This window comes from Klebsiella huaxiensis (assembly GCF_003261575.2).
GTDB classification, from domain to species: Bacteria; Pseudomonadota; Gammaproteobacteria; order Enterobacterales; family Enterobacteriaceae; genus Klebsiella; species Klebsiella huaxiensis.
Genome location: NZ_CP036175.1, coordinates 1,013,097 through 1,039,326, shown reverse-complemented (window position 1 = coordinate 1,039,326; position 26,230 = coordinate 1,013,097). Strand labels below are relative to the sequence as shown.

Sequence of the window (26,230 nt, the reverse complement as noted above, 5' to 3'; positions counted from 1 at the left end):
TATAAAAGGAATAAGCGTGAGAAAAACACTGGCGATGACGCGCGGTTTACTGGCAGGAGTGCTGATGATAGCCGCTATCGGATTTACCGTTCAGGCCCAGGCAGGCGTGGCGCTGGGCGCGACACGCGTTATTTACCCTTCCGGGCAGAAGCAGGTTCAGCTGGCGGTCACCAATAACGACGAAAAGAGCACTTACTTGATCCAATCATGGGTGGAAAACGCTGATGGCGCAAAAGACGGACGTTTTGTTATCACTCCGCCGCTGTTTGCCATGCAGGGAAAAAAAGAGAACACCCTGCGCATCATTGATGCCACCAACAACCAGCTGCCGCAGGACCGCGAAACCCTGTTCTGGATGAACGTCAAAGCCATTCCGTCGATGGATAAATCAAAGCTCAGCGACAACACCCTGCAGCTGGCGATTATCAGCCGTATCAAGCTCTATTATCGCCCGGCAAAACTGGCGCTGCCGCCGGATCAGGCACCGGAAAAGCTGAAGTTTCGCCGCAGCGCAGGCTCGCTCACGCTGATCAACCCCACCCCATATTATCTGACGGTCACCGAACTCAATGCCGGAACCCGGATACTGGAGAATGCCCTGGTTCCTCCAATGGGAGAAACCAGCGTCAAACTGCCTTCCGATGCAGGTAGCGAGATTACGTACCGAACCATTAACGACTACGGCGCACTGACCCCGAAAACGAAAGGTGCAATGCAATAACTGACGGGAGACCGCGTTCTCCCGGAAATAAAAATAAGAACTGACAGCCGGGCGACTTTGGACCGGAGGGACTATGTCACATCTGAAATATGGACTCGACTACCTGGGCTCCGGGCGTATAAACAGCCATGGGCCGATAAATGTGCGCACTTTCGCCCCATTCACGCTGGCCCTTTTACTCTCCTCACCGATCTTTTCAGTGCAGGCAGAGCTCTATTTTAATCCGCGTTTTTTAGCGGACGACCCTGCCGCCGTGGCAGACTTATCAGGATTTGCCAGCGGCCAGGAAGTGCCGCCGGGAACCTATCGCGTTGATATTTACCTTAACGATGGTTTTATGACCACCCGCGATGTCACGTTTAATGCCGGAAAAAACGACCACGCGCTGCTCCCCTGTCTGACCCGCGGGCAGCTTTCAGGAATGGGCGTGAATACCTCATCCGTTGAGGGGATCAATGCGTTAGCATCCGATGCCTGCGTACCGTTAACCGAGATGATTAAAGACGCCACCACACGCTTTGATGTCGGCTTACAGCGGCTCTATCTGACCGTTCCCCAGGCGTTTATGGGCAACCGCGCCCGCGGCTATATTCCGCCTGAACTCTGGGACCACGGGATTAACGCCGGGCTGCTGAACTACAACTTCACCGGTAATAACGTCCACAACGACATCGGCGGCAGCAGCAACTATGCATATCTGAACCTGCAAAGCGGGCTGAATCTCGGCGCGTGGCGTCTACGCGATAACACCACCTGGAGCTACAGCAGCAGCGGCAGCTCATCGACCAATGAAAACAAGTGGCAGCACGTCAATACCTGGCTCGAGCGCGATATCACCCCGCTACGCTCACGCCTGACGATGGGCGACAGCTATACCAACGGTGATGTTTTCGACGGGATTAACTTCCGTGGGGCGCAGTTGGCCTCCGACGACAATATGCTGCCGGACAGCCAGAAAGGATTTGCTCCGGTGATCCACGGTATTGCCCGCGGCACGGCGCAGGTTTCGGTGAAGCAGAACGGCTATGAGATCTACCAGAGCACGGTGCCGCCCGGCCCGTTCACCATTAACGATCTCTACTCCGCAGGCAACGGCGGCGATCTGCAGGTGACCATCAAAGAGGCCGACGGCAGCAACCAGTTTTTCACCGTTCCCTACTCGTCCGTCCCGGTACTCCAGCGCGAGGGCCATACCCGCTATGCCGTCACCGCCGGGGAGTACCGCAGTGGCAACGATCAGCAGGACAAGCCAAAGTTTTTCCAGAGCACTCTCTTACACGGTCTACCGGCAGGCTGGACGCTGTACGGCGGCACCCAGCTGGCAGATCGCTACCGAGCCTTTAATCTCGGCGTGGGGAAAAATCTGGGGCAGTTAGGTGCCTTGTCGCTGGATGTGACTCAGGCCAACGCGACCCTGCCCGATGACAGCGATCACCAGGGGCAGTCTGTACGCTTCCTGTATAACAAGTCGCTCACGGATACCGGAACAAATATTCAATTGGTGGGCTACCGCTACTCTACGCGCGGCTATTTCAGCTTAGCTGACACCACCTATAACCGAATGAGCGGCTACAACGTCGACACTCAGGATGGCGTGATTGAAATAAAGCCGAAGTTCACTGACTACTACAACCTCGCTTATAACAAGCGCGGCAAAGTGCAGCTCAGCGTTACCCAGCAGTTAGGACGCACCGCCACCCTCTACCTCAGCGGCAGTCATCAGACCTACTGGGGAACCAGCAGCGCCGACCAACAGCTACAGGCCGGACTGAACGCCGCCATTGATGATATCAACTGGACGCTGAGCTACAACCTGACCAAAAACGCCTGGCAGCAGGGCCGTGACCAGATGCTGGCGCTCAATTTTAGTATCCCGTTCAGCCACTGGATGCGCTCCGACAGTACCTCGGTCTGGAAAAATGGTAACGCCAGCTACAGCATGTCCAACGATCTGAATGGTCGAACCACCAGCCTCGCAGGCCTGTACGGCACGTTGCTGGAGGACAACAACCTGAGCTACAGCGTACAAACCGGCTACGCGGGTGGCGGGGAAGGTAACAGCGGCAGTACCGGCTACGCGGCGCTGAACTACCGCGGCGGCTACGGCAACGCCAACGTCGGCTACAGCCATAGCGACGGCATTAAGCAGCTTTATTACGGCCTGAGCGGCGGCGTACTGGCCCATGCCGATGGCGTCACCCTGAGCCAGCCAATGAACGATACCGTCGTGCTGATCAAAGCTCCTGGAGCAGACGGGGTAAAGGTGGAAAACCAGACCGGTGTTCGTACCGACTGGCGCGGCTACGCCGTGCTGCCCTACGCCACCGAATACCGGGAAAACCGGGTGGCGCTGAATACCAATACGCTCGCTAACAATGTCGACCTTGATGATGCCGTGGTCAGTATTGTGCCGACCCACGGAGCGATAGCGCGTGCCGAATTTAAAGCCAGCGTCGGTATGAAGCTACTGATGAAGCTGACTCACAACGGTAAACCGGTTCCCTTTGGCGCAATGGTCGCCTCTGTGGGTAGCCAGAATAGCAGCATCGTTGCCGATGATGGCCTGGTCTATCTGAGCGGGATGCCGCTGACGGGCAAGGTGCATGCGAAGTGGGGAGAAGGGCCGGATACCAGTTGCGAAGCCGACTATCGTCTGCCGCCGGAAAGCCAGAACCAGGCGCTAAGCCAGCTGTCGGCAGTATGCCGCTAAGGAAGCCATGATGATGAGAAAAAACCTGTATCTGCTGGGCACCATACTCTCTCTGGTCTCCTTCAGCACGCCTGCCGCCGATAGCACCATCACGATTAGTGGATATGTGCGAGATAACACCTGCGCCGTTGCGGGGGAATCAAAGGATTTTACCGTCGACCTGATGAATAACGCCGCAAAGCAGTTTAATGCCATCGGCACGACCACGCCGCTGGTGCCTTTTCGCATCGTGCTGTCGCCCTGTGGCGGTTCCGTTACCGCGGTCAAAGTTGGTTTTACCGGCGTAGCGGACAGCGACAACACCAGTTTGCTTAAGCTCGATAGCGGGGTATCGGCGGCTTCCGGAATTGGCGTGCAGATACTCAGCGGCAGCCGGGTACCTCTGGTACTCAACTCCCCCTCGTCAAATATTGCATGGACAACGCTGAAGCCCGGTCAGGCCAACACGCTGAACTTTTACGCCCGGCTGATGACCGCGCGCGTTCCGATAAGCGCAGGACACGTTAGTGCTACCGCGACGTTCACTCTTGAATTTCAGTAACCGGAGGCTGATATGAAATGGACTCATACACGCTGGCTGCTGGCCGGTTTACTGGCCTTCGCCAGCACCTCCCATGCCGCCGATGTGACCATTACCGTTAACGGCAAAGTGGTGGCCAGGCCCTGCACCATATCTACGCCGAAGGCTACCGTCGATCTGGGTGATTTATACACCTTCAATATGCTTTCACCCGGATCGGCATCGGGCTGGCATAACGTCACGCTCGATCTCAGCAACTGCCCGATTGGCACGTCACGAGTCACCGCCACCTTCAGCGGAACGACTGACAGCACGGGCTATTACAAAAATCAGGGAACGGCGGGAAACCTTCAACTGGAACTACAGGACACCAGCGGAAGCCGATTTAACAACGGTTCAACCAAAACGATGACCGTCAACGATGCAACGCAGTCGACCAGCTTTCCATTGCGCGTCAGAGCGCTGACGGTCAACGGCGGACCAACACAAGGAACAATCCAGGCGGTGATTAACGTCACCTACACCTGGCTTTGAGGCAGGAGATAATCATGAATCAGCAGATTACCACCCCCGGTCAATGTCGCCTGACCTTCATCAAGGCGCTGTGGATTTTGATCTTTTTATCAGGATTCTCTACCAGCGTCAGAGCCTATACCTGCTACGACTCCACCGGAACAATATTAAACAGCGATACCGGAGGAAAGGTATCTAACGTCTATGTCAACCTACAACCAAGTATTGGTGCGGGGCAAAACCTGGTCGTCGACTTATCTAATTCTATTTTTTGTAGAAATGATGCTCCGAACACGCGTAACGACATGGTGAGCATGCTACAAGGCTCGGCCTATAGCGGCCTGCTGACAAATTTCACTGGTTCTTTAAAGTACTACGGAGTCAGCTACAATTTCCCGCTAAACTCCCCAACCGCCAGCCACAACTTTACTTCCGGTAACTACACCAACTGGAATACGCAGCTCTACCTGACTCCAATATCGACCGCCTCCGGACTAGCGATTAGCGCCGGTTCGCATATCGCAACGCTGGTGATGTATCAGGTCGGTTCCGATATCAACGGCGGCGGTAATGTTCGTACTTCAAAATTTACCTGGCACATTTATGCTAACAATAGCGTGATCATCCCTACGGGCGGGTGTGATGTTTCCGCTCGCAACGTCACGGTAACGCTACCTACCTATCCCGGTTCTACCGCAATCCCACTCACGGTACGATGTGGGCAAAATCAAAATATCGGGTTTTACCTCTCAGGTACCACGGCTGATACCGCCAATACCGTTTTCACTAATACGTCCTCAGCCTCTCCGGCTCAGGGGATTGGCGTTCAGCTATTGCGTAATGGTTCGATCATGCGGTCAAACAGTACCGTCGCAATGGGAACCGTTGGCACTTCGGCAGTCAATTTAGGCCTCACCGCGACCTATGCACGCACCAGCGGGCAGGTCACCGCGGGGAACGTCCAGTCAATTATCGGGGTGACCTTTGTTTACCAGTAACGCGTCTATGACGAACAGCAGACCGGGAATGGACTACATTCTGTCACCCTGCTCGTTGGTGGCCGACGGGCTGGTAAAAGTCATGGTAGCCAGCGGGATGCGGCCCGTGGTGCTGCCGCTGGACGCGACGGAATTACCTGCCGGTGCTGACATTCGCCGTATTGTGGTATTTCTGCCCGAAGCCCCGGCCAGGCTGCTTATCACTCTGCAGCAGGTCGCCTCGATGCTGGAGCTGGCGGCCACGCCGCTACCGATGCTGATCCTCAGCCGTAGCCCGGCCTGCTGGCTGTGGCATACCCTGCTGCATCAAGTCATCGACCACCATCTGCTTTCTGAAGTGCGTGCCGCCGCCTCCGATCTGCCCGTCCCCAGCCTGACCGCAGTGCTCCAGGACTATATTCTGGAAAGATATCCTTCGCTTAAACAGCGGGTAGACGAAGAGATGCAGATCGGCGGAAAAAAAACTGGCGGACTCACCAGGCAAGAGCTGAACGCTATTCTCGGTTTTCTGAGCGGTGACAGCGTTAATGCCCAAGCTAAACACCGCGGTATTAGCCACAAAACGCTCTATACCCAGAGAACCGCAGGACTGAAAAAAATGGTGGAGCATCATCCTCAGCTGGCAGCCCATTTCCCCGGCAGCCAGACAAAGGGACAGAAAATACAGCCTAACTCTGCGCTTTCCGCTTTTGAGCGAAATTTTGTCCATGCTATTCATTGCCGACAAATTTTCCCGGTCTTCCAGCCCATTACTGATGGTCAGATGCAGCTAAAAGGGATAGAAATTCTCTCTCGCTGGCGGCAAAACGGTCACATTATGCTCCCGGGCGATTTTTTACCGCAGTTGCGTTCAGACTACGCGTGGTTGGTTTTGACGGCCTTTGTACTCCAGGAGGCCGTGCAGAATATCAATCAGCATCCGGGGGATTTTTATTTCTCGGTCAATATCCCCGCCGCCATCGCCAGCCATGAAAATCTGGTCAGTATGCTGGAAACAGCGCGTCAGCAACTGCATCATCCACACGTATCTTGTCGGCTGGTACTGGAATTTGCTGAAACCATCGACATCAATCGCCAGAGCAAAGTGGCTGAAAACATCGCCCGATTACGCAAGCAGGGCTTCACCATTATGCTGGATGACTGCTTTTCACAAAGCAGCGTCATGTTTCCGGTGCGCTCCGTCAAATTCAGCGCATATAAGCTGGATATGAGTATTGTGAATGATATGCAGGGAGATCTACACGCGCTCGCGCTGATAAAAAGCCTGATCTACTATTGTCAGCTGACCGGCAGCCGCTGTATTGCTGAAGGGGTGGACAGTCTGGATAAATTCAATAAATTGAAAGCGCTGGGGATCGATCGATTTCAGGGATACTTCATCTCTGCACCGGTGGAACGAGAAAACATAGGCGATCTTATTCACCGACTCTTATCAGGCCGCGATCTTACTCTTATCGCCGGGTAAATAGCGCCAGCTCACTGGCGCATTGATTTCAGGCGCGGATATCGTCGTACTCGCGGGTATTATCAAATTCATGTTTAGCAAACGGGCACAGCGGAATAATTTTCCGCTGCTCGCCACACATTTTTTCGACCACTTTCGCCACCAGCTTTTTCCCCACGCCCTGACCTTTCAGGCTGGGGTCTACGTCAGTGTGTTCAATAATGCTGAGATGCTCACCTGTGGGTACAAAAACGATTTCCGCCACCTGATTCCCCTCGGCGTCATTGACGTAAAACTTGTTGTGGCCTTCCAGTATTTCCATCATTTCCTCGCTTATTTGTGGCGATACTTCAATGCGCCGCTTGGGCAGGTATCGATAACCTTGGTGACCGTGGCGACATCCACCTCGTCGGGAATGATCCACGGTTTACGCTTCAGGTTGAAAAGCTTTGCGCTACCGCGCACGCAGTTTCCCGAATGCTGGCAGAGAGCGGTATTGAAGTAGACATCAATCTTCTCCCCGGTATAGGCGCGATAGCCCGCTTCCAGTAGTTCCTTATCCATGACATTGCCTCAGCTATTTTTATTGGTATGGTTGTAAGCTCTAAGCATAGCCCTCGACTCTCATGCTGGCTATGGGCTAGCTCAGCAGGTGCCACTCTCGCGCCTGATTTACCGCCTGAATGCGTCCCTTCACCTGTAGCTTTTCGTAAAGCTGTTTGAGATGCCATTTGACGGTTTCCGCTGAAATGCCCAGCTCGCGCGCAACGCCTTTATTAGAATACCCCTCGGCAATCAAACGCAGCGTTTGCTGTTCGCGTTCGGTAAGACGCAACGCGGACGGCTGCGGGCGGTTCGCATCCGTGGCAATCCCGGCGGTCGCGAAATGCGATAACAGAGATGGGATATCAACGGCCAGGTTGTCGTCCGGCCCACTACGTTTAAGTATCTCACCCAGTAGCGAAGCCATCTCCGCCCCGCCCTCCAGCAGGCTGCGCAACAGTCCCTGGTGCAATGCGCGCGAAAGGGCCGGGCGGCCAACGACCACAGCCTGCTCCAGAGCCCCCGCGCGCCAAAGAGCGAGCGCCTGCATCAGCCGTAAACGCACAGCAAACAGCCACTCGCCGTTGTGTTCCCGGACGCTTGCCAGTTTATCCAACTGCCGTGCGGCGGCCAGCGGCTCGCCGTAAGCATAAAGTAAACGACTCTCGCTTAACGCGATATATCCGCCAACCGCATCCTGCTGTTGCATCTGATTAAGCCCCTGCAGGCGGTACAGCAGCGCTTCAGCAGTTGGTCTGTCACCCGCGAGAAGCGACATGGCGAGCCGTTCCGCCAGCAGCGGAGCCTGCGCCCGCAGCCAGCCGCGCTGGGCGGCCAGCCCCTCGGCATGAAGTAATAACGACTCCGCCTTTTCCCGCTCGCCTGCCTCGCGAGCCTGACGGGCCAGCACGATGTAGCAGCGGCTAAGGCCGTCCGGCGGGCAAAAGTTATCAATCATCTCCAGGCGTGGGGCGAGCAGGCTCTGGACCTGCTCAACGTCGCCTTTTTCCCAGGCAATCTCCGCCAGTATGGGGGCCAGGGTCGCCCCGCTGCTAGAGTTAGCACCGGTATGCTGTTGCGCATAACGCAGCGCACGCGAGGCCTGCCGCTCCGCCTCGGCGAGATTCCCCTGGCGCAGATAACCCTGCGCCATTACGAACGCCCGGTAGACCTCAACAAAAAGGTTGCGGTTAGCGATGCTCACCCCCGCCACGCGCTGCTGAACATCCAGCGCCTGCTGTGGCCGTGAATCCGCGAGGTGGCAGTAGCTGAGGATGTTGCACACCAGACCATCGACCCAGATATCGCCGCAGGGCACCTCGTGCAGCAGCGGCTCGACAATAGCAATGCTGCGCGAAATGTTGTCAGCAAAGGCTTCGCAAATCGCCCGCACAACCTGCAACTTTACCCGCGAACTGTGGACCAGAACATCAGACCTGGCAGCTACCTGCACCTCAATGGCATCAAGCAGTTGGCGGGCATCACTAAAGCGGAAACGGTGCGCTAGCGCCCAGGCCAGATTGAGCTGAAGTTCAATGCGCGACGGATCAAGATTGTCGGGTAGATAGCGGATCCAGCGCACGAGGGTATCAATATCCCCCTCTTCCGCCAGCGACTGCGCCCCGACCTCGGCATCCTTCGTCGCCGATTTACCGGCAGCCAGTGCGTGGCGAATCGCCTCAGCCCAAAGCTGTTGTGAGGCAAACCACCCGCTGGCGCGGTCGTGCAATTGGCGAATATCAATCTCGCTACTGTGCTGCAGGCGGTGCAGTAAGGCGTCACGCATCAGCGGATGATAGCGAAACCAGAGGCCACCCTCATCCAGCGCCGACAGAAACAGGTTATGCTGCCCAATCCACGCCAGCATCTCCCTGGCGTTATCTTTGCCGCTAACCGCATCGCATAACGCCGGGTGCAGGCGGTTAAGCAGCGAAGTGTGCAGAAGAAAATCAAATACCTCGGCAGGAAGCGGCGTAAAAATAACCTCGTCGAGATAGCGAGATATTGACCGCGAGCTGGCGCTAAGCCCCATCGCCGCAGATGAAGAACCGGCGGCGTCATGGGATAGCGCGGCCATTTTCATCCCCGCCACCCAACCTTCCGTCAGCGCAATCAGCCGGGGAATATCCTGCGGATTGAGCGCTGACGAAGCAGCAAAATAGGCATTGGCTTCGCTGGGATTAAAGCGCAGCTCCGGGTCATACACCTCCAGTAGCTGGTCCTGCATTTGCAGGCGGCTCAGCGCTAAAGGCGGCTGGTTACGGCTGCCGATAATCAGATGTAAAGAAGACGGCGCATGGTTTAGTAACCAGCTCATTCCCCGCTGAATCGCCGGGTCGGTAATGTACTGATAGTCGTCGAGAATAAGATATAGCGGGTGCGGGCACTGATTGAGCTGATTGACGAGTTCGGCAAGGAACAGAGTGATATCGGCTGGAAGTTCCCCTTCCAGAGCATGTAGAAAAGGCGAGCTCCAGCCCTGCCACAGCGGTCGTAGCGCCTCTTGCAAATAGCGCATAAACAGCAGCGGCGCGCTGTCATCCTCATCAAGGCTCAGCCAGGCCAGCGCATCACCTTGTCGATGACGATGCCGATACCACTGCGCCAGCAGGGTCGTTTTGCCAAATCCGGCGGGGGCGCAAACCAGCGTCAATCGGCGGGATGTCGCATCATCGAGGCGCTGGAGCAGACGCTCCCGGGCCAATAGCGTTTCCGGCGAGCGGGGCGGCGTAAAGCGGGTGGCGATTAGCGGCAGCGCGCGCGTGAAGCGGAAAGGTTCCTGCTCAACAAAGGCCGCCAGTGAATCATCCTGTGAGGATAAAAAAGCCATACCGCGATTACCTCTTAATCCAGTCCGTTGGTCATTATCCCCCCCATCAGGGGGGTAGGCCATGCTTATCGTGCCAGATAGAGTAATTCAATTCACTACGTTGATATGACGTCAGTCGCAGAGATCCCAGGTTTATTAATCAGTACAAGGTGAGTACAGAATATGGCTATCGAAAATAAAGTTGCGTTGGTAACCGGCGCGGGTCAGGGCATTGGCCGCGGTATTGCGTTGCGTTTGGCCAAAGATGGCGCGTCGCTGATGTTGGTGGACGTGAATCCTGAAGGGATTGCCGCCGTCGCCGCCGAAGTCGAGGCGCTGGGCCGCAAAGCAGCCACCTTCGTCGCCAATATCGCCGACCGCGATCAGGTTTATGCCGCCATTGACGCGGCGGAAAAGGCGTTGGGCGGCTTTGATATTATCGTCAACAACGCCGGGATCGCGCAGGTACAGGCGCTGGCCGACGTGACTCCTGAAGAGGTTGATCGGATTATGCGTATCAACGTTCAGGGCACCTTGTGGGGCATTCAGGCGGCGGCGAAAAAATTCATCGATCGTCAGCAAAAAGGGAAAATTATCAACGCCTGCTCTATCGCCGGGCATGATGGCTTCGCGCTGCTGGGGATCTATTCCGCGACCAAATTTGCCGTGCGCGCCCTGACCCAGGCGGCCGCAAAAGAGTACGCCAGCCGCGGCATTACAGTTAACGCCTACTGCCCGGGGATTGTGGGTACCGGTATGTGGACTGAAATCGATAAACGCTTCGCAGAGATAACCGGCGCACCGGTTGGCGAAACCTATAAAAAGTATGTGGAAGGCATCGCGTTGGGTCGTGCTGAAACGCCGGACGATGTGGCGAGCCTGGTTTCGTATCTGGCAGGCCCGGATTCCGACTATGTTACCGGTCAATCGATCCTGATCGATGGCGGTATTGTTTACCGTTAAAAAGTAAACCCGGCGCAGCACGCGCCGGGTTTTAGAGGTATTACGCGTTAGCCGTCGGTTCCTGCGGCTTCTTGCTCTGGGTGTTTTCCAGCATCCGGCGAACCGGCACAATCAGCACGCACAGCACCGCAGCGCAGATCAGCAGCGCAATGGAGCAGCGCGCAAAGAGGTCAGGGAGCATATCCAACTGATCGGCCTTCACATGACCGCCAATCAGGCCCGCCGCCAGGTTCCCCAGGGCGCTGGCGCAGAACCACAGCCCCATCATCTGGCCGCGCATTCTTTCCGGCGCCAACAGCGTCATGGTTGCCAGACCAATCGGGCTCAGACACAGCTCGCCCAGCGTCAGCATCAGGATACTGCCAACCAGCCACATCGGCGATACGCCCGCGCCGCCGTTGCTCAGCACGTTTTGCGCCGCCAGCATCATCAGGCCAAAACCCGCCGCCGCGCACAGAATACCGATAACAAACTTGGTGATGCTGCTCGGACGCACGTTTTTACGCGCCAGCGCAGGCCACGCCCAGCTAAATACCGGTGCCAGCAGAATGATGAACAGAGCATTGATCGACTGGAACCATACCGCCGGGATCTCAAAAGAGCCGATCATACGGTTGGTGTAGTCGTTAGCAAACAGGTTGAATGAGGTTGGCTTCTGCTCGAACGCCGACCAGAAAAAGGCCGCCGAAACCAACAGGATAAAGCAGACCAGCAAGCGAGCGCGCTCTTTGCGGCTCAGCCCGGCGAAGGCAAACAGATAGATGAAGTACAGCACCACCGAGGCGGCAATAACGTAGACCAGCATACTGGCAACCGCGACAGGGTTAATCACGATAACGCCCTGGGCAATCAGCGTAATGACAATTGCCACGCCGACCGTCAGCGCCAGCAGCCATCCGCCAACACCGTTTCTTTTCACGACCGGGCTATTCCAGGTTGAGTCGAGACCGACTTCGCTGTCGTAGCGTTTCATCGCCGGAACGGCAAAGACGCGGAAGATAACCAGCGCAACCAGCATCCCGATACCGCCGATACCAAAGCCCCAGTGCCAGCCGTGAGACTTAATCAGCCAACCGGAGATCAGCGGCGCAATGAACGACCCCATGTTGATGCCCATATAGAACAGTGAAAATCCACCGTCGCGGCGCGCATCACCCTTCTTGTAGAGCGTCCCAACCATCACCGAAATACAGGTTTTGAACAGGCCAGAACCGAGCACGATAAACATCAGGCCGATAAAGAACAGCGTGTCACCCATCACCGCCGACAGCGCGATGGACAGATGGCCCAAGGCAATCAGAATCGAACCGTACCAGACCGCCTTTTGTTGACCAAGCCAGTTATCCGCCAGCCAGCCGCCTGGCAGCGCGGCAAGATACATCGCACCGGCAAAGATACCCACGATCGCCGAGGCGTTCTCACGCGCCAGCCCCATGCCGCCGTCATAAACGGTGGCCGCCATAAACAGGATCAGTAATGGACGAATGCCGTAGAACGAGAATCGCTCCCACATTTCGGTGAAAAACAGCGAACCAAGCGGGTATGGATGACCAAAAAAGGTCCGACTTTCATTTTTATTCACAGAGGAATGCATAACTTCTCCCAAAAGATACCCGCAGCGATTTAAAACCACGGGAAGCGTGTTGACCTTTTATACACAAGGTCAATTATTCACATTTAGTGTGATGATATTTAACCATTTGATAACCTAAAAATGGTCCTGTCTAGTCCCTTACCCCAACTTTTTAGATGAAAATTCGACAAACGTCTACTTTTCCGGATTTAAAGTTGGCGAGAGGGGAAATGTGATTGACATGGTAAAACACACAGAAAAAATCATTTAATCATTAAAAAACAAATAATTAATAATATTTATTCTTATGATTACCGGGTCGTATATGAGTGAACAACGCCCAATCAATAACCCTAAGAAATACGTGTCTGATGAGCACAATGTCAGGAAAGGCCGATAAAACTAACAATTGAAGTTGTGAATGGATCGCCATCAGGGGGCGTAGATAATCCAGCACCGAACTTTGCACAACTCGAGGGTTAAATCGCCGAACCGACGGCATTCGTATACGGCTTTAGCGGGTGTTTATGACGCGCCAGCAGGTGAGACTGACGCGTTGTTATGGACGATTATTTAATCCAGCGTTCTTTAATTTCGCTATATTCAGAAGAAGCCATCACCTTCTCCAGCGCCTGGTTTATCTCCGCCAGCAACGGGTTCCCTTTACGCAGCGCAATGCCCAGACCTTTACCATAATACTCAGGGTCGGTGGCGTGCTCATCCATAATGACGAAGTCCGGGTTCTCCTTCAGCCAGTTTTTCATCGCCGCCACGTCGCCAAACACCCCGTCCAGGCGTCCGTTTCGCAGGTCGATTAGCGCGTTCATATAGCTATCATAGGCTTGAGATTCAATCTCACTATGGCGATCCTGAAGATAGCGCTGATGAGAGGTCCCGTTCTCCAGGCCAAGCTTTTTACCTTTCAAATCGGCAAAGGTATGGAAGGTATCTTTGCGCACCACCGCAACCGCCGACAGTTCGTTGAAGTACGGCGTCGAGAAATCAACCTGCTTTTCACGCAGCGGTGTGATATCCATACCGGCAATCACCGCATCCATTTTCTTAAAACGCAGCGCCGGGATCAGGCTATCAAAACTCTGATTGGTGAAGTTACAGGTCGCCTGGAGTTCCTTACATACCGCTTTGGCAATATCGATATCAAAACCAGCCACCTGGTTATTACCATCGACAAATTCAAACGGCGGATAGGTCGCGCTGGTACCAAAATGGATCACCCGTTCAGCCGCCAGCGCCGAACAAGAAAATAAACCGAGTGCAAGAGCGAGATAAGTGCCTTTCATGTTAATGCTCCCTGTGATACCCCTACAATAATTCAGCGGTCTGAAAGATGGTCAGGATCGTTATTTCCGTCAGGCATCGAATCAAATTCATCGCCCAAATAATTTTCGTCATCGATAAACCTTCCAGGTTATGGCCTGCGAGATAGCAGATGCCGCCCGTCCGGGGAGAACAATTATACTTGAACTGGCGCCGGTTCTGTAGATTCCTGCCATCTTATCGGACATAAATTAATGAATCATATCCACAGGTTACGCGTTACGCGATTGACCACAGCATAATATATCAAGCTGAAGGTTATGTTTCATATCAACAAGAATAGTAATGGTTTAAGCAGAGATAAAAATTTCACTATAGGTGCAATACGCAAAATATCTAACCCCGACTTAAAGATCGGGGATTTTTCTTCTTAACTCAGACAGCCCTACACCGACAACTGCAGCCATTTTCACGATGAGTGCTCAGTCAGCATCTGCCACAGAAATTCTTCTTTCATGATCCGCTGAAATGCCCGTTGGCTATTTTCCGGTGAACTGCCGTGATCAGGTCTTTCGCGATCGCAGCAAAATCTCATAGGCGCGGTGACGATGCTACTTCAGCGCCACCTGATGCCATAACGGACCATACTCCCCTCCACCGCGAATGTTCGCGACCACGTAGACACCGCCCTTTTGCAACCAGGTGTCACCCATAGCACTCAAATAATGCGGGGATAATGAGACTTCAAAGCCGCCGTAACCGTAGAGCAAAGTCTGGTGATCATCGGCCCTCTAGCCGCAACCTGGAAATAAGGGATGCGCGTACTATCCTGCGGATTGCAAAAAACCATGGCTCACCTGCTGATCGCGGTTACTTTCCAAATCAATACAGGACGCAGAAATATTGGTGTAATTGGGCAATTCCAGCGTTTATATATTCCGCCACTTTACGAAATGGATCTCTTGCTTACGGATATAAAATCTGAGTGTAACCGATGGATTTATAAGAGAAAATATATGGAGCGGGCGAAGGGAATCGAACCCTCGTATAGAGCTTGGGAAGCTCTCGTTCTACCATTGAACTACGCCCGCAAAGAAGTGCGAGGGCCATTATAGACCTTACGCACTCGCTGACAAGCCCAAACTACGCTAACTGCCGATAAAATAACCTTTTAGCACTTAGGCTTACTACCCTGCGGCGGTAAATAGCGCAGTGGGTCGATAGCCGTTGCACGATAGCGAATCTGGAAATGCAGGCGCACGGAATCAGCATCCGTACTGCCCATAGTGGCGATCTGCTGGCCAATCTTCACGCTCTGACCGTTATTCACCATCAGCTTATCGTTGTGCGCATAGGCGCTGATGTAGTCCTCATTATGTTTAATCATAATCAGGTTACCGTAGCCGCGCAGTTGATTGCCCACGTACACCACTTTGCCAGCACCGGACGCATAGACCGGCTGGCCGCGCTTCCCGGCGATATCAATACCTTTATTACCACCATCGCTGGTGGAGTACGGCAGCACCACCTTTCCGCTGGTTGGCCAGCGCCAGCAGCGTTGTCCGACCGGTGGCCAGGATGATTGCGGTACCGCCGAGGATGGCGTCACGGCAGCGGTGCGGCTGGCTGATGATTTTTTGCTGGATGTTCCCGATTTCGCGGTGGTTCCTGAACTGCTGCTCAGCTTCAGCTTTTGTCCTACTTCAATGGTATAGGGAGGTGAAATATTGTTGAGTCGGGCCAGATCCCTGACGCTGGTGCCGGTGGTGCGCGAAATGGCGTATAGCGTGTCGCCGCGCTTCACGGTATACGTGGAGCCGGAATCAGATGAACTGGAGCACCCTGCAACGATCAGGCTGCTCACCAACATTATCGTGATAAAAAGGCGTTTTCTCATCAGGCGTCCTGCACTCAACACAAACACTCACCTCGAAACCAGGGGGCGATTATCATACCAGCCCGTAGGACGATCCCCAATCTCAACCCTTCATCCAGAAGTATTAAATGGATATCCCTGGGCGATAATATCCATTAGCGCGGGCAGATAGGACATGGATGGCAATTTCACCAGCGCCGGATAGAATATTTGCGGCGAGGGGAATACCTCCACCACGTAGCACTGGCTAAGTTTGTCAGCATCAACTTCGGAAGACGGCAGCAGCGTCGCAGCCTCAAGACCGGATTCGAGCCAGTCGAGGATCACTCCCGGCTGGGTTATATGCATAATCACCTTCGCATTTACCCCGGACTTACGAAAGAGATCCATCAGCATCTCGTAAGTCCCTGAATCCTTTGCCCGATGCAGCAACACCAGCGGCAGCTCCGCCAGTGAAGTGTAACTGTACGGATTTGACGGTGGCCCAGACAGGCATTTTTTATTAATCACCGCCACCAGCTTGATCGGGTCAAAAGAGACATAATCAAAGCCTTCGCTACGATAGGGCCGCTGTATTAACGCCAGATCGATTGCACCTTCTGTTAATAATGCCTCAAGATGGCTGGAGTCGGTAACGGAGATATTTATCGATGTTTCAGGGTTACACCGATATAGCTCCATTAAGAGTGGTTTAAAATAATTCTGATAAAGATGAGTCAAGCCAATTCGTAATTCAGTTCTGTTTTTCTGCGCGATATCCGTTGTTTCACGGGCGGTATCTTCTACCTGGCGTAATATTTCACAGCCTTTACGATAAAGAAAAAAGCCGGCTTCAGTCGGTTCAATGCGGTTACCGCGACGAACAAAAAGCGACACCTGAAGCTCCTCTTCCAGCTCCTGTATCCGCTTGCTGAGCGGCGGCTGAGCCATGTTCAGTGATTTCGCCGCCTGGCTGACGGAACCGTGCTCCACCACCCGACAAAAGTAACGTAAGCGCTTTAAATCCATCATTGCCACCCGTGATTTATCTTCTTATCAGTATCACACTTACGCTGCCAAATAAAAAGCCAGCGCCGCTTCATCTCATATTGATTAATCATCCGTTAACACATTCTTAAAATAAACTTTTTTGATCTACTGAGCCTCCGCTAAACGGTATTTGTTTAAAAGGGCGATGAAAAATATTGTACCGGTAGCAAAACTGCTTTTCTGAAGGAACATCCCATGGCAAATACTGATAACAAAAAAACTTCAACGGTGCATGATTTACGCTCTGCGCTAGAACTCCTGAAAACGCTTCCCGGCGAGTATGTTGAAACCGATACCGAAGTCGACCCGCATGCTGAACTCTCCGGGGTTTATCGCTACGTGGGTGCAGGTGGTACCTGCCAGCGCCCGACCCGCAAGAATGGGCCGGTCATGGTCTTCAATAAAATCAAAGGATTTAATGATATCAGCGTGGCGATTGGCCTGAACGGCTCGCGCCAGCGCGTCAGCCATTTTCTCCAGTGTGAACCGGCAAAACTGGGGCATCTGCTAAAAGATTCGGTCGAAAACGCCATCGCACCGGTAATGGCTCAAAGTGCTGCGGTATGTCAGGAAGTGGTTCATCTGGCAAGCGATGCTGATTTCGATCTGCGCAAACTGTTGCCTGCTCCAACTAACACCGAAGAAGACGCAGGTCCCTATATCACCATGGGCCTGTGCTACGCCTCGGACCCGGAAACGCACGAGTCCGATATCACTATTCACCGCCTGTGCGTACAGAGCCGCGACGAACTCTCCATGTGGCTGACCCCCGGTCGCCATATTGATGCTTTCCGCATGAAGGCGGAAGCCGCAGGACAGCCGCTGCCGATTTCTATCAGCATTGGTGTCGATCCGGCAATTGAGATTGCCGCCTGCTTCGAGCCGCCGACCACGCCGCTGGGTTTCAACGAACTGAGCATTGCGGGCGCGCTGCGCGGCAAAGCGGTTGAAATGGTGCAGTGTAAAACCATTAATGAAAAAGCCATCGCCCACGCCGAGATTGTCATTGAAGGCGAACTGCTGCCAAACGCACGCGTACGTGAAGATCAGAACACCAATACCGGCCGCGCGATGCCGGAATTCCCGGGCTATACCGGCGAAGCGAAAGAGGCGATCCCGGTCATCAAGGTGAAAGCCGTGACCCATCGCATCAACCCCATCTGGCGCACCACCGTCGGTCCAGGCGAAGAACACGTCAACATGGCCGGTATCCCCACAGAAGCCAGCATTCTGGATATGGTCGAACGCGCGATGCCGGGCAAACTGCTGAACGTTTTCGCCCACTCAGCTGGCGGCGGTAAATTGCTGGCAGTGCTGCAATTTAAAAAATTCTCCCCAGCCGATGAAGGGCGTCAGCGCCAGGCGGCCCTGCTGGCCTTCTCCGCCTTCCCGGAACTCAAGCACGTGATTCTGGTAGATGAAGACGTGGATATTTTCGATAGCGACGACGTGCTGTGGGCCATGCAAACCCGCTATCAGGGCGATGTCGACACCATTACCATCCCCGGCGTGCGCTGCCACCCGCTCGACCCGTCCCAGGTGCCGGAGTACAGCCCGAGCATCCTGCAACAGGGGATGTCCTGCAAAACCATTTTCGACTGTACGGTACCGTTCCACCTGAAGCACAACTTCCAGCGTTCCAAATTTAAAGACGTGGACGTGAAGCGCTTCCTGCCGGATTTCGAATAAAGGAGCCCCCCATGAAAGCACGCATCATCATTGGTATCAGCGGAGCATCAGGATTTCAGTACGGCGTGAAGGCGCTGGAGTTACTTCGCCCGCTTCCCGTTGAAGTCCATCTGGTGGTCTCAAAAGGCGCGGAGAAAACCTGCGAACTGGAGACGGATTATCAGTTGGACGAGGTGATGGCGCTGGCTGACGTGGTGCATCCCATTAGCAATCTGGGGGCATCCATCTCCAGCGGTTCATTCAAAACGCTGGGGATGCTGGTAGCCCCTTGCTCAATGCGCTCTCTAGGTGCCATTGCCCACTGTCTGACCGACAACCTGCTCACCCGGGCAGCGGACGTGGTGCTGAAAGAGCGCCGCCGCCTGGTGCTGCTGGCCCGCGAAACGCCGCTCAACCTCGGCCATATTCGCAATATGCTGGCGGTGACGGAAATGGGCGGGATTGTGTTCCCACCGGTTCCGGCGCTTTATCAACGCCCGCAAACGGCAGACGACATCATTACTCATAGCGTTAATCGCGCGCTCGACCTGTTTGACCTTGAGGTCAACAACATCCCTCGCTGGGGCGAGGGCGAGCTAAGTTTTAATTAACAGGAAATTATTCAATGTTAATCGGCCCATATGTAAATGGAGCCGCCGTGATTATTGGCGGACTTATTGGCGCAGCGGCGGGCGGTAAGCTTCCCGATCGCGTAAAAACGGCGCTGCCGATGACCTTCGGCCTGTGCTCCGTCGGTCTTGGCATTACGTTGGTTTTGAAAGTAAAATATATGCCCGCCGTGGTGCTGGCGATGGTGATCGGCGCAATTCTCGGTGAACTGCTGCATCTGGAAAAGGGCATTGGTAAGGCGGCAGGCTCAACGCGCGGTTTTATCAATAAAGTACTTCCCCCGGTGCAGGGCCTGAGCCACGAAGAGTTCACGGAGAAATTTGTCGCTATCCTGGTGCTGTTTTGCGCCAGCGGCACCGGCATTTTCGGGGCGATGACGGAAGGGATGAGCGGCGACCCGTCAATCTTGTACATCAAAACGATTCTCGATCTGTTCACCGCCGGGATCTTTGCCACGCTGCTGGGTTACGCGGTGATGACCATCGCTATCCCGCAGGTCATTATTCAGGTGGCGCTGGCGATGCTGGCGGTGGTTATCCTACCGATGATCTCACCTGAGATGATGGCGGATTTCTCCTGTGCAGGCGGGCTGCTGATGGTGGCGACCGGATTGCGTATCTGTAACATCAAGCTGTTCCCGGTCGCCAATATGTTGCCCGGACTGGTTCTGGTGATGCCGTTCTCCCATTTATGGGCGGCACTGGTTGCCTGATAAGATCTATCGTCGCGTATCATAATGATTTGATTAAGCTCATAATGATACGCGGCGCACGGCGTTTTTTCGCCCTCCTCTCCCCATAACGGCTACAACTTTTAACATCATCACAGTTCCTTGACTTACCCACCGTAATTTCCGCTTCTGGCGTAATTCTTGCCTGTTTTAGGTATTGGCTTGCGAGCCAAATCTTCATTTCAGGGGGACGACTATGGAATCGCGAGAAGCGACCGTTACCGGTGAGTCATGTATGCGCGTGGATGCCATTGCCAAGGTGACCGGGCGGGCCAGATACACCGATGATTACGTGATGGCAGGCATGTGTTATGCCAAATATGTTCGCAGCCCCATAGCACATGGCTATGCCAACAGCATCAATTGTGACGATGCCAAAAATTTACCCGGCGTGCTGGCAGTATTTACCTGGGAAGACGTGCCGGATATTGCGTTTGCCACCGCAGGCCACGCCTGGACGCTGGAGGCGGGTAAACGCGACACCGCCGACCGCTATCTGCTGACCCGTCACGTCCGTCATCACGGTGACGCGGTGGCGATTGTGGTGGCCAGAGATGAGCTGACCGCCGAGAAAGCGGCGCTGCGGGTTAAGGTCGACTGGCAGCCTTTACCGGTAATAACCACCCCGGAGGCCGCGCTGGCTGAGGGTGCTGTCGAAATCCATCCCGGCGGCAACCTGCTCAAACAGAGTGAAATGGCCGCCGGGAACGTTGCGCAGGCGATTGAATCTGCAGACCTGCAGATTCAGGGACACTATCAAACGCCGGTCATCCAACATTGCCATATGGAGACCGTCACCTCATTTGCCTGGATGGAAGAGGATTCCCGCATCTCCATCGTCACCAGCACCCAAATCCCCCACATCGTGCGCCGGGTCGTCGGTCAGGCCCTCGGTATTCCGTGGTCCTGCGTGCGGGTCATTAAGCCCTATGTCGGCGGCGGATTTGGTAATAAACAGGACGTGCTGGAAGAACCGATGGCGGCCTTCCTGACCAGCAAGCTCGGCGGTATTCCGGTGAAGGTTTCGCTCAGCCGCGAAGAGTGCTTTCTCGCCTCCCGCACGCGACATGCTTTTACTATTGACGGGCGAATGGGCATCAATCACGACGGCATCTTAAAAGGCTACAGTCTCGACGTGCTGTCTAACACCGGGGCGTACGCTTCGCACGGTCACTCCATCGCCTCGGCGGGCGGCAACAAAGTGGCGTATCTCTATCCACGCAGCGCCTACGGATACCGTTCAACCACCTGCTATACCAATCTGCCTTCGGCGGGCGCAATGCGCGGATACGGCGCGCCGCAGGTTGTTTTTGCGGTGGAGGCGATGATGGATGATGCCGCCACTGCGTTGGGGCTGGACCCGATAGATGTCCGCTTACTCAACGTCGCCCGCGAAGGGGACGCCAACCCGCTCACCGGCAAAATTATCTACAGCGCCGGGCTGCCGGAGTGCCTGCAAAAAGGCCGCGAGCTGTTTGAATGGGATAAACGCCGCGCTGAATATCAGAATCAGTGGGGAGATATCCGTCGCGGTGTCGGCGTCGCCTGCTTTAGCTATACCTCCAACACCTGGCCGGTCGGCGTTGAAATCGCCGGGGTCCGCCTGCTGATGAATCAGGACGGGACGATCAACGTCCAGAGCGGTGCGACGGAAATTGGTCAGGGGGCCGATACCGTGTTTGCGCAGATGGTGGCGGAAACCGTCGGCATCCCGGTGAGCAATGTCCACGTGATTTCGACCCAGGATACCGATGTCACCCCGTTCGATCCCGGCGCGTTTGCTTCGCGGCAAAGCTATACCACCGCGCCCGCGTTGCGCAAAGCGGCGCTGGAATTGAAAGAAAAAATCCTCACTCACGCTGCTGTCATGCTGCATCAGTCGGCCATGAGCCTGACGCTAATCGGCGGCAATATCGTCCTTATCGATCGCCCCACGCGCCCGCTGCTGTCGTTGAAAGACCTCGCCATGGACGCGTTTTATCACCCAGAACGCGGCGGTCAGCTATCGGCGGAAAGCTCGGTGAAAACCACCACCAATCCCCCGGCCTTCGGCTGCACGTTTGTTGACCTGAGCGTCGATCTAGCCCTGTGCAAAGTCACGATTAATCGGATCCTCAACGTCCACGACTCTGGTCATATTTTGAATCCACAGCTGGCGGAAGGTCAGGTGCATGGCGGAATGGGGATGGGCATCGGCTGGTCGCTGTTTGAAGAGATGATTATCGATGCCGACAGCGGCGTGGTGCGTAACCCCAACCTGCTGGATTACAAAATGCCGACCATGCTCGATCTCCCGGAACTGGAGAGCGCGTTCGTTGAAACGCTGGAGCCGCAATCGGCCTACGGGCATAAATCGCTCGGCGAGCCGCCGATTATTCCCATTGCCGCCGCCATTCGTAACGCGGTCAAAATGGCGACGGGCGTCGCTGTCGATACGCTGCCGCTGACGCCAAAACGGCTATTCGAGGCGTTTCATGAAGCGGGTTTGATTAAAGGATAAGACTATGTTTGATATCGCGACCTACCATCGCGCCCCGGATATCGTCGGGGCCATCGCGCTGCTGGCAAACAATCCGCAGGCGAAACTGCTCGCGGGCGGCACTGACGTTTTAATTCAGCTTCACCATCACAACGCTCGTTATCGCCATATTGTGGACATCAACGCCTTAGCGGAGCTGCGCGGCATTACCCTCACTGAGCACGGCGGGATTCGCATCGGCTCCGCCACCACCTTTAGCGAGCTTATCGACCATCCCTTAGTCCAGCGCCATCTTCCTGCTCTCAGCGCGGCTTCCGCTTCAATCGCCGGACCGCAAATTCGTAACGTCGCCACCTACGGCGGCAATATTTGCAACGGAGCGACCAGCGCCGACTCTGCCACCCCGACGCTAATTTACGAGGCCTCGCTGGAGATCCATTCGTCTAAGGGCGTGCGCTTTACGCCGATCAACGGCTTCCACACAGGTCCCGGCAAGGTGTCTCTTGAGCACGACGAGCTGGTGGTGGCGTTTCACTTTCCAGCCCAGCCCACCTCATCTACCGGCAGCGCACACTATAAATATGCCATGCGCGATGCCATGGATATTTCCACCATCGGCTGTGCCGCGCGCTGTTGTCTGGAAGAGGGTCGCATTCGCGAGCTGCGGCTGGCCTTCGGAGTCGCCGCCCCCACGCCCATCCGCTGCCAACACGCTGAACAGAGCGCGCAAAACGCCCCATTAACCCGGCAAACCCTTGAGACACTGAGCGAAGCGGTATTGCAGGACGTCACCCCGCGCTCCTCCTGGCGCGCCAGCAAAGCATTTCGTCTACACCTTATCCAGACGATGACAAAAAAAGTGGTCAGCGAAGCCGTTATTGCGGCGGGAGGAGAATGGCGATGAATCACAGCGACAGAATCACCATCGAATGTCGAATCAACGGAATGGGCTTTCAGCTAAGCGTCTCACCGGGTATGCCGCTCTCCGAGCTGCTGCGCGAACAGGGGTTATTGAGCGTGAAACACGGCTGCTGTGTCGGGGAGTGCGGCGCGTGCACCGTTTTGATTGATGGAACGGCGATAGATAGCTGTCTGTATCTCGCCGTCTGGGCCGCTGGCAAGGAGATTCGCACGCTGGAGGGAGAGCAGCAGGCCGGGCGGCTGTCACCAGTGCAAAAAGCCTATGCAGAATCGGGTGCCGTTCAGTGCGGGTTCTGCACGCCGGGATTGATTATGGCGACCACAGCCATGCTCGCCAAGCCGCGCAGCCAACCGCTAACCGTCCTGGAGATTCGCCGGGGGCTGGCGGGGAACCTGTGCCGCTGCACCGGCTATCAGATGATCCTCCAGGCCGTACAGGCCTGCGAGAAGCAGGAATAACGCGCGTCGGATATCGCCTCCGGGAAGATTCTGCGGTCTTCCTCCCGGGAGTGGCGCAAAGCGCCTTGCCCGGGCTACGGAAACGCAGACGACTGAAGGCTTGTAGCCCGGACAGATGCGCAGCATCGCCTCCGGGAAGATTCTGTGGTCTTTCTCCCGGGGGCGGCGCAAAGCGCCTTGCCCGGGCTACGGAAACGCAGACGACTGAAGGCTTGTAGCCCGGACAGATGCGCAGCATCGCCTCCGGGAAATGTGCCGTTCAGACGTTCAGCAATTCATATTTCTTAATCTTGCGATAGAGCGTGGCAATACCGATGCCCAACTCGTCCGCCGCCTGTTTTTTATTGTGATGCCGGGACAGCGCTTCGCGGATCATCTGTTTCTCCATCTCCTCAAGCGCGGTACCTCCGGCGTCGTCGGCCAGCGCGTGCAGCAGCTCAGCGGGCGCGATATTACGCTCGGGCGCTTTGCCGTTATTGAGCAAATTCGGCGGCAGCAGCGTGCTATCAATCACCTCTCCCGAGGGGACAACGTTAACCAGATACTCCATCAGGTTGCTCAATTCCCGCAGATTGCCCGGCCAGCGATGATACTTCAGCAACGTCACCACATCCGGGGCGATGCCGGGGTAAACCAGGCCAAGCCGACGGGTATGCAGATGCAGAAAGTAGTGCACCAGCAACTCGATATCATCCTGACGTTCACGCAGTGGCGGCAGGGTTAACGGGATGACGTTAAGCCTGTAGAAAAGATCTTCGCGAAATTTTCCCTCGGCAATAAACTGCCCGAGGTTCTGATTGGTGGCGGAGATTATGCGGATATCCACCTGCACCGGACTGCTGGCGCCGAGAGGCAGAATTTCCCGCGCCTCAATAGCCCGCAACAGCTTTGCCTGGAGCACCAGCGGCATATCGCCAATCTCATCAAGAAATAGCGTCCCGCTATTGGCTGCCTGAATCAGACCGGTTTTACCGTTGGCGGACGCCCCGGTAAATGCGCCTTTCACATAGCCAAACAGTTCGCTTTCCAGCAGTTGCTCCGGAATTGCAGCGCAGTTAATGGCGATAAAAGGTTTATTTTTGCGATCGCTGAGCTTATGAATTGCCCGGGCGACCACCTCTTTCCCGGTACCGCTTTCGCCGACAATCATCACGCTGGAAGGGCTCGGGGCAATACGGCCAATCAGCTGCTTAAGCTGGCGCATCACCCGGCATTCACCGACCAGTTGCTCAATATGTGGTTCATTATCGGCTAACGCCACGACGGTACTGGTATGCGACTGATGAAAGGCCATCAGGAATAATTGCCGCCCCTGAACATTATGCAGCTGACCAATAATGAGTTCACTTTTATCATCCCACGAAACAATATGCTGCATATGTCCGTGCGTAAAATTACTTTCAAAGGTGAGCGGTCTGAAGCGCACAGATTTACCTGTCATGGTGTTTTGCATCACCCCGAGTATTTTCAGTGCCGTTTGATTAGCAAACTGCACCCGATTATCTTCATCAATAACCAGCACCCCTTGATCCATATTCTCGATCATCGTTGCGAATATTTTACTGATGCTGTCATTGCCGCCCTGATCTTGCAGAAGTTTCGAAACAAAAATGGTCGATATATGGCGAACGTAATCGGAGAACTCGCGCAGATTATCGTTAATATGCTCCTGCTGCTCATGGGTAACGGCAATCAAACTTATCACCCCCACGCAGCGGTCTTGTAAAATAACCGGCGTTCCCAAAAAGGCTTTCTCACGGCAGTTGTCTTTACTGTCACATCCTTCACAGAGCGGATCGTGGCGAGAATGGGTGACCACCTTTTCCTGCTGGGTTTCCAGAACAAAGCGCAATAGCCTTGAATTGCTGCTGAGCGGACGACCAAGAAACTTGCCGTAGGCGCCGGTACCCGCCACGCGGCACAGGTGTTCGTCGACAATCTCCACCTCAAGTTGCAAAACGCTGGCCAGCATTCTGGCAAAGCGCTGAATAGTCGGTTGAATCTGCATCAAAACGGATTGCGTTGTTGCGAGGACCATAGACTTACCTTCCGGCATCACTTAAGCGGTAGATCGTTGAGGATATCGATGACTGCAAGAGGACTATGATACTAACTCAGAAAAAAACAGCTTTGATAAAAAGCGGGTTGTTTATCATTTTGTCATGATAATTATGCAAGAGGTGTCACATTTCTATATCAATATGAGAATTACCCCAGCTTATTTATCAATATGACGTTTTATCCCCCGTCCCTTAATATTATTCCCATTCTCTTTATGGCGATGAAAAATGATATTTAAAAAGCCAAACGTTTACGTCGATTAATTCCCGCCAATAAGATTGTTAATTTGTGATCGCAACCACAAA

General features: G+C 54.7%; 22 protein-coding genes and 1 tRNA gene. 13 read left to right on the top strand and 10 right to left on the bottom strand.

All coding sequences use genetic code 11. The features are described from left to right. Nucleotides 1-34: 34 nt before the first annotated feature. The 6 genes from DA718_RS04995 (at nucleotide 35) to DA718_RS04970 (ending at nucleotide 6,927) form a co-directional block, all read left to right on the top strand. Nucleotides 35-721, top strand: coding sequence for a fimbria/pilus periplasmic chaperone (locus DA718_RS04995; protein WP_376767775.1), 687 nt, complete (start codon nucleotides 35-37; stop codon nucleotides 719-721). A 73-nt stretch (nucleotides 722-794) separates the two neighbouring features. Beyond that, nucleotides 795-3,431 carry a fimbrial biogenesis usher protein gene (locus DA718_RS04990; protein WP_112217154.1) on the top strand — a complete coding sequence of 879 codons (2,637 nt, stop codon included), beginning with the start codon at nucleotides 795-797 and terminating at the stop codon, nucleotides 3,429-3,431. 10 nt (nucleotides 3,432-3,441) lie between these two features. Beyond that, a complete protein-coding gene (fimF, locus tag DA718_RS04985; protein WP_112217153.1) occupies nucleotides 3,442-3,972 on the top strand; it encodes a type 1 fimbrial adaptor subunit FimF in 531 nt (176 codons plus the stop codon). Between the two features lie 12 nt (nucleotides 3,973-3,984). Then, nucleotides 3,985-4,485, top strand: a complete 501-nt coding sequence (fimG, locus tag DA718_RS04980) for a type 1 fimbrial minor subunit FimG (protein ID WP_112217152.1) — start codon at nucleotides 3,985-3,987, stop codon at nucleotides 4,483-4,485. Nucleotides 4,486-4,499: 14 nt separating this feature from the next. After that, nucleotides 4,500-5,462 carry a fimbrial protein gene (locus DA718_RS04975; protein WP_112217151.1) on the top strand — a complete coding sequence of 321 codons (963 nt, stop codon included), beginning with the start codon at nucleotides 4,500-4,502 and terminating at the stop codon, nucleotides 5,460-5,462. A gap of 28 nt (nucleotides 5,463-5,490) precedes the next feature. Then, nucleotides 5,491-6,927 (top strand): EAL domain-containing protein, encoded by a 1,437-nt coding sequence (locus DA718_RS04970; protein ID WP_112217150.1) that lies wholly within the window; start codon nucleotides 5,491-5,493, stop codon nucleotides 6,925-6,927. Nucleotides 6,928-6,955: 28 nt separating this feature from the next. Here the strand turns inward: DA718_RS04970 and DA718_RS04965 are convergent, their stop codons facing one another. The 3 genes from DA718_RS04965 to DA718_RS04955 all read right to left on the bottom strand — a co-directional run bounded on the left by DA718_RS04965 (nucleotide 6,956) and on the right by DA718_RS04955 (nucleotide 10,279). Beyond that, nucleotides 6,956-7,228 carry a GNAT family N-acetyltransferase gene (locus DA718_RS04965; RefSeq protein WP_112217149.1) on the bottom strand — a complete coding sequence of 91 codons (273 nt, stop codon included), beginning with the start codon at nucleotides 7,226-7,228 and terminating at the stop codon, nucleotides 6,956-6,958. 11 nt (nucleotides 7,229-7,239) lie between these two features. Next, on the bottom strand, nucleotides 7,240-7,470 hold the full coding sequence (gene yjdI, locus DA718_RS04960) for a 4Fe-4S mono-cluster protein YjdI (RefSeq protein ID WP_112217148.1): 231 nt from the start codon (nucleotides 7,468-7,470) through the stop codon (nucleotides 7,240-7,242). A 76-nt stretch (nucleotides 7,471-7,546) separates the two neighbouring features. After that, nucleotides 7,547-10,279, bottom strand: a complete 2,733-nt coding sequence (locus DA718_RS04955; protein WP_112217147.1) for a winged helix-turn-helix domain-containing protein — start codon at nucleotides 10,277-10,279, stop codon at nucleotides 7,547-7,549. A gap of 162 nt (nucleotides 10,280-10,441) precedes the next feature. Between DA718_RS04955 and DA718_RS04950 the strand changes: the two genes are divergently transcribed. Further along, nucleotides 10,442-11,221, top strand: coding sequence for an acetoin reductase (locus DA718_RS04950; protein ID WP_110276384.1), 780 nt, complete (start codon nucleotides 10,442-10,444; stop codon nucleotides 11,219-11,221). Between the two features lie 40 nt (nucleotides 11,222-11,261). Here the strand turns inward: DA718_RS04950 and DA718_RS04945 are convergent, their stop codons facing one another. From DA718_RS04945 to DA718_RS04920, 6 genes are all read right to left on the bottom strand, one after another. Continuing rightward, nucleotides 11,262-12,815: a peptide MFS transporter gene (locus DA718_RS04945; protein WP_112217146.1), complete on the bottom strand. Its 1,554-nt coding sequence runs from the start codon at nucleotides 12,813-12,815 to the stop codon at nucleotides 11,262-11,264. Between the two features lie 548 nt (nucleotides 12,816-13,363). Beyond that, nucleotides 13,364-14,095, bottom strand: coding sequence for an arginine ABC transporter substrate-binding protein (locus DA718_RS04940; RefSeq protein ID WP_112217145.1), 732 nt, complete (start codon nucleotides 14,093-14,095; stop codon nucleotides 13,364-13,366). Between the two features lie 588 nt (nucleotides 14,096-14,683). After that, on the bottom strand, nucleotides 14,684-14,785 hold the full coding sequence (locus tag DA718_RS31015) for a prolyl oligopeptidase family serine peptidase (RefSeq protein WP_376767876.1): 102 nt from the start codon (nucleotides 14,783-14,785) through the stop codon (nucleotides 14,684-14,686). A gap of 304 nt (nucleotides 14,786-15,089) precedes the next feature. Continuing rightward, nucleotides 15,090-15,163: transfer RNA gene (locus DA718_RS04930), tRNA-Gly, on the bottom strand. Between the two features lie 80 nt (nucleotides 15,164-15,243). Further along, nucleotides 15,244-15,969: an amidase activator ActS gene (gene actS / locus DA718_RS04925; RefSeq protein ID WP_112217143.1), complete on the bottom strand. Its 726-nt coding sequence runs from the start codon at nucleotides 15,967-15,969 to the stop codon at nucleotides 15,244-15,246. Between the two features lie 90 nt (nucleotides 15,970-16,059). Then, entirely contained in the window at nucleotides 16,060-16,956 is an 897-nt protein-coding gene (locus tag DA718_RS04920; RefSeq protein ID WP_112217142.1) for a LysR family transcriptional regulator, read from the bottom strand. A gap of 216 nt (nucleotides 16,957-17,172) precedes the next feature. Here DA718_RS04920 and DA718_RS04915 point away from each other — a divergent pair, with 216 nt between their 5' ends. The 6 genes from DA718_RS04915 to xdhC all read left to right on the top strand — a co-directional run bounded on the left by DA718_RS04915 (nucleotide 17,173) and on the right by xdhC (nucleotide 23,864). Then, nucleotides 17,173-18,666, top strand: a complete 1,494-nt coding sequence (locus DA718_RS04915) for a UbiD family decarboxylase (RefSeq protein ID WP_112217141.1) — start codon at nucleotides 17,173-17,175, stop codon at nucleotides 18,664-18,666. Nucleotides 18,667-18,677: 11 nt separating this feature from the next. Further along, nucleotides 18,678-19,256, top strand: a complete 579-nt coding sequence (locus tag DA718_RS04910) for a UbiX family flavin prenyltransferase (protein ID WP_112217140.1) — start codon at nucleotides 18,678-18,680, stop codon at nucleotides 19,254-19,256. A 14-nt stretch (nucleotides 19,257-19,270) separates the two neighbouring features. Further along, entirely contained in the window at nucleotides 19,271-19,987 is a 717-nt protein-coding gene (locus tag DA718_RS04905; protein ID WP_112217139.1) for a DUF554 domain-containing protein, read from the top strand. Between the two features lie 214 nt (nucleotides 19,988-20,201). After that, complete coding sequence (gene xdhA / locus DA718_RS04900) at nucleotides 20,202-22,505, top strand: xanthine dehydrogenase molybdenum-binding subunit XdhA (protein WP_112217138.1); 2,304 nt, start codon at nucleotides 20,202-20,204, stop codon at nucleotides 22,503-22,505. A 4-nt stretch (nucleotides 22,506-22,509) separates the two neighbouring features. Beyond that, nucleotides 22,510-23,388: a xanthine dehydrogenase FAD-binding subunit XdhB gene (xdhB, locus tag DA718_RS04895; RefSeq protein ID WP_112217137.1), complete on the top strand. Its 879-nt coding sequence runs from the start codon at nucleotides 22,510-22,512 to the stop codon at nucleotides 23,386-23,388. Then, entirely contained in the window at nucleotides 23,385-23,864 is a 480-nt protein-coding gene (gene xdhC / locus DA718_RS04890) for a xanthine dehydrogenase iron sulfur-binding subunit XdhC (RefSeq protein ID WP_112217136.1), read from the top strand. Before xdhB ends, xdhC begins: the two co-directional genes overlap by 4 nt. Before the next feature lie 259 nt (nucleotides 23,865-24,123). Here the strand turns inward: xdhC and DA718_RS04885 are convergent, their stop codons facing one another. After that, nucleotides 24,124-25,902 (bottom strand): sigma-54 interaction domain-containing protein, encoded by a 1,779-nt coding sequence (locus tag DA718_RS04885; RefSeq protein WP_112217322.1) that lies wholly within the window; start codon nucleotides 25,900-25,902, stop codon nucleotides 24,124-24,126. Between the last annotated feature and the right edge of the window lie 328 nt (nucleotides 25,903-26,230).